The organism is Frankia sp. CeRuru1, assembly GCF_977966315.1.
Genome location: NZ_CDWWEW010000379.1, coordinates 1 through 4,872 on the forward strand (window position 1 = coordinate 1; position 4,872 = coordinate 4,872).

The 4,872-nt window shown below is 73.4% G+C and carries 4 protein-coding genes; all 4 read right to left on the bottom strand.

Going from position 1 to position 4,872, the window contains the following annotated elements; translation table 11 throughout:
* Window positions 1-1,311 (bottom strand): Gfo/Idh/MocA family protein (locus AC08OP_RS20755; protein WP_476615709.1); only part of this gene is annotated, 1,311 nt, incomplete at its 3' end.
* Between the two features lie 231 nt (window positions 1,312-1,542).
* Entirely contained in the window at window positions 1,543-2,805 is a 1,263-nt protein-coding gene (locus AC08OP_RS20760) for an NAD(P)/FAD-dependent oxidoreductase (RefSeq protein WP_476615710.1), read from the bottom strand.
* Between the two features lie 39 nt (window positions 2,806-2,844).
* Entirely contained in the window at window positions 2,845-4,011 is a 1,167-nt protein-coding gene (thiH, locus tag AC08OP_RS20765) for a 2-iminoacetate synthase ThiH (RefSeq protein ID WP_476615711.1), read from the bottom strand.
* The coding region (locus tag AC08OP_RS20770; protein ID WP_476615712.1) for a thiazole synthase at window positions 4,008-4,872 on the bottom strand (865 nt) is incomplete at its 5' end. The genes thiH and AC08OP_RS20770, both read right to left, overlap by 4 nt.

The window sequence follows — 4,872 nt, forward strand, 5'->3', positions numbered from 1 at the left end:
GTCCAAGATCAGCGAGCCGGTGGACCCGAGCACCTCGAACCGCGGGCGCCGGGCCACCGTCAGATCGGAGACCGTGACCTGCGCCTCGGCCCCACTCGCGAAACGCAGCAGCAGCCGGCTGTGGTCAGCGTTGCTGACGTGGTGCCAGACCCGCTTGACGGTGGACGCGCTGACCCATTCGACGGGCTCGTCGACGAGGGCGAGGATCTGGTCGACGCAGGCGCTGCCCCGGTCATGGAGCTGCCCACCACTGATCCGCTCGTCGTCGTGCCAGGTGCCGGCCGGCCGGCGGAACCCGCCCCGGTGGGCGTCCAGCCGCAGCGGCTCGCCGACGGCGCCGCGGTGCACGACGGCGCGGACCGCCCGGTAGCCCGGGTCGTCCCGACCCTCCGGATACACCGCGAGCACCAGGGACCGGGCCTCCGCGAGCTCCGCGAGCTGGTCGGCATCCGGGGTCGACAGGCAGAGCGGGGCGTGCACGACGACGTGTTTGCCGGCCTCCAGCGCACGACCGGCCCATTCGAGCCGGGTGTGGGTCGGTGTGGCCACGATGACGACCCCGAGATCGGGATCGTTGACTAGGTCGTCCGGGTCGTCAACGCGGCGCGGCGGGCGACCCGCCGCGTGCGCCGGGAGCCGGCCGGCACCGCCGTCACAGAGGGCGGCGAGTTCCAGGCCCTCGGTCGCGTCCACCGCCGAGTGGTGCGTCCCGGTGGTGTCCGGGGTACCCAGCAGCCCGACCCTGGCCGGCGCGGCGTCGAGCACGCCGAGGCAGTGCCGCAGCCAACGTCCCACAAGCCGGTGGTAGGCGGGATCGGCGAGCACGGCGGGACCGGTACCCAGGGTGAATATGCCGAGGCCCGTGGAGGGCCGCCAGGTGCAGACGGGATGCTCGCCCATCTCGTGCCGGACCAGGAGCAGCCGCTCCACGTCGTCGGCAATCTTGTCGGAGATGATCCAGCTCTCCCGGGGGCGGAAGTCCGCGGACCGGGCCATGACCGCGCCGCCCTGCGGCCCGACGGTCAACCGCAGGCCGTAGGGCGCGGTGGTCCGCCCCGGGATGAGACCGGACGCCTCGATGAGCGGACTTCCCGGCGGCAGCGCCCGCATGGTCGGCCCGGCGAGCAGGACCGGGACGGTCTGCCGGGCCCGGTCCAGCAACTCCTGCTCGACGTGGTCGAGCGGACGGTCGATGAGCACGAGAAGCGCGTCGGCCGACCGTGCCGAGGTCGGGCCGAGACCCGCTGCCCGCAAATGGTCGCCGAGCGCGTTCACACCGGCCAGGTTCGACACCAGGTGAATGCGAGGCACGTCTCCGCACTCTAGTGACCGTTCCTGACGTTCCGGCGATTGGGGTCGCCAAACAAGGATCCGCACAAGGATGCGCACATAACGCAATGGCCGGCAGGGGCACCAATGATCCTGATATCCAGAAATCCCGCCATCCAGCCGACCGGAACGCCGGGAACGCCGGGAAAACCCGGAACGCCGGGAACACCGGGAACACCGGGAACACCGGGAACACCGGGCCGTCACCGGGCGTCATCGACTTGCCGCGGCCAGTTCCTTCATCGACACGGAGATATCGGCGAAACGCTCCCGATCCGGGATACCGTCGGCCGCCATCAACCGGCGACCGGCGACCATGTCCATCGGGCGCCCCACGGTGACCAGCGCTTCGAGACGGCCGTCCCGGGCGAACCACCCGGCCGACCAGCCGGGCGGACGCCCGCCGCCGGGCGGCACGACGACGCCCGGATCGCCCCGGAACACCAGGGCGGCCTCCGCCGAGGGCAGTCCCGCGAACTGCACCATGCGGCCGAACTGTTCCGACCAGAAGTAGGGCACCGGGTCGTAGACGGCATCCCCGCCGAGCAGCGTGGTGACCGCGACCGCGGGCGACTGCTGGGCGCAGTCCCAGTGCTCGACCCGCAGCCGCCGCCCGTAGCGACGCGACCACCAGGCGGCACAGTCACCGACCGCGACCACCGGCGGCGGGTCGCCGTCGGCATCGTCGGCATCGTCGGCATCGTCGGCATCGTCGGCACCATGGGCCCACTGGGCGGCGAGATGCTCGTCGACCACGACTCCCCGGTCGAGGGCGAGCCCGGAACCGGCGAGCCAGGCGATACCGGGCCGCACCCCGACGCCGACGACGACCTCGTCCGCGATCAGCTCCTCACCGCCGGCCAGCACCAGCCCGTCGGGGGTGACCCGCTCCACGGCCGTAGCCAGGCGCAGGGTGACCCCGGCCCGGGCGTACCACGCGATCGTGCACCGGCCCACCTGCGCGCCGAGCGCGGCGAACAGCGGCGAGGCGGCCGCCTCCACGACGGTGACCTCGGCACCGATCGCTGCCGCCGCCGTAGCGACCTCCGCGCCGATCCAGCCGGCACCGACGATGACGAGCCGGACGCCGGGGCGCAGGGCGTCACGCAGGCGCCGGGCGTCGTCAATGGAACGCAGGACCCGCTGCGGGCCGTCGCCCGGCAGGGTTACCGGCTCAGCTCCCGTCGCCAACACCAGGCCGTCGTAGTCCAGCGGCCCCGCGTCGGTCTCCACGGTGCCCGGTCGCAGGCCGGTCGCCCGCCGCCCGAGGCACACCTCGACCCCGTCGAGGTCGAAGGGCAACGTCGTGTCGTCGATACGGCCGGAGAGCACGGCCTTGGACAGGGGCGGACGATCGTAGGGCCGGTGCGGCTCCGCCCCGAGCAGGATCACCTCTCCCGCGAAACCACGTGCGCGCACCTCGGCGGCGGCCCGGCCCCCCGCCATTCCCGCGCCCACGACGACTATTCGCTGCATTCGAGCAGACTATCGATGACCCGCGACGCCGGGCCGCCGTCACCGCACCGGGTCCACGAGCGGGAAGGCGTCCTTCCACACCGGCTCGTACCCGGCTTCGGCGAGCATCGCGGCGATCTGTGCCGGCGAACGCTCGTCGGAGATCGAGAACTGTTCCTGGGCCGTGCCGGGCGTGGTGTAGCCGCCGGGTTCGGTGGAGGAGCCGGCGCTCATGGTGGTCACGGCGATGCGGACGAGCCCGTCGCGCAGCACCGCCGGCTCCCGGGTCGACAGCGACAGCGCCAGGTCCGGCTCGAACAGGCGCAGGGCCGCGTACGCCTGGACGAACTCCGCGTCGCCGACGACGACGACCGGCGGGAACCCGCTGGCACTCGGCTTGATGCGCGGCAGCGCGATCGAGACCTCGGTCCGCCAGTAGCGACGGGAGAGAAAGGATGCGTGCGCGGCCAGCGCGAGCACGTCAGCGCGCCAGTCCGGGGCGAGCCCGAGCAGCGCGCCGATCCCGAGCCGGCGCGCCCCGGCCCGCGCGGCCCGTTCGAACGAGGACAGCCGCCGGTCGTAGTCACGCTTCCAGCCGGCGACATGCACCTCGGCGTAGCGGGCCCGGTCGTAGGTCTCCTGGTAATGGACGACTCCCTCCAGCCCGGCACGCACCAGCCGGGCATAGGTGTCGTCCGACCAGGTCTGGGTCTCGATGCTGATCGAGGGGAACATCGGCCGCAGCCGCTCGACCACCGCGACGAGGTAGTCGGCCGACACCTCGACGCGATGCTCGCCGGAGACGAGCAGCAGATGACGGAACCCCCGGTCGGCCAGCAGGCGTCCCTCCGCTACCACCTCCTCGATACCCAGCGTGCGGCGCACCACCGGCAGGCCCTTGGCGAAGCCGCAGTAGGTGCAGGACGACAGGCAGGCGTTCGACACGTACATCGGGGCGAACAGCCGGACCGCCCGACCGAACCGGAGCAGGGTCGCCTCCCGGGCGGCAATCGCCAGCTCCTCCAACCGGGCGGTGGCCGCGGGTGAGAGCAGGATCGCCAGCTCCGCGAGACCGATCCGGGGGGTGGCTGACCCGCCGGATCCGGGCCGAACCCGCCGCAGCACCGTGCCCACCTCGGCGGACGTGGCCCGCCGCGACATCGCGGACAGCCCGGCCAGGTCGTGACCGGCAAGTTCGCGCGCGAACTCCCCTGGCGGGGCGCTCACCTGGACGCCTCGCCCACCACCGCCGCCGGCACGGGTGCCGGGGACGCCGCCCGGGACGCCGAGGGCACGGGCGACGCCGAGGGCGACGCCGAGGGCGACGCCGGTGACGGGTGGGCGCCGAGGAACCCGGTGAGCGGGGAGGAGGCGGACGCCACCGTGGCCGGGCCGGCGGCCCCTCGGCCGGCCAGGAAACCCAGCCGGCCGGCGGCGGTGGCGAGCGCGAAGGCCCGCGCCATGCGCGCCGGATCGGCGGCCACCGCGATGGCGGTGTTGACCAGCACCGCGGCCGCGCCGATCTCCATCGCCTCGGCCGCGTCCGAGGGCACCCCGAGCCCGGCGTCCACCACCACCGGGACCCCGGCGCTCGCCACGATTGCCTCGATCGCGTCCCGGGTGCGCAGCCCGCGGTTCGAGCCGATCCAGCTGCCCAGCGGCATCACGGTGGCGCAGCCGACCTCCTCCAGCCGGCGGGCCAGCACCGGATCGGCCGAACAATAGGGCAGGACCGTGAAGCCGTCGGCCACCATGAGCTCGGCGGCGCGCAGGGTCTCCACCGGATCCGGCGCCAGGGTGCGCGGATCCGGGGTGACCTCCAGCTTGACCAGACCGGTGCCCGTGGCCGCCCGCCCGAGGCGGGCCAGCCGCAGCGCCTCGGCCGCGTCCACCGCTCCCGAGGTGTTGGGCAGCAGGGTCATCGACGGCGGGATGAAGTCGAGAATGTCGCCGTCACCGATCCGGCCGATGTCGACCCGGCGCAGCGCCACGGTGACGATAGTGGCACCGGAGGCGACGAGGCTGTCCCGCATCACCTGGTGACTCGCGAACTTCCCGGTGCCGATCAGCAGCCGGCTGCCGTAGGAC

Excerpts from the sequence above, each read along its gene's own strand:
- AC08OP_RS20760 (WP_476615710.1), bottom strand. The coding sequence starts at position 2,805 with ATGCAGCGAATAGTCGTCGTGGGCGCGGGAATGGCGGGGGGCCGGGCC.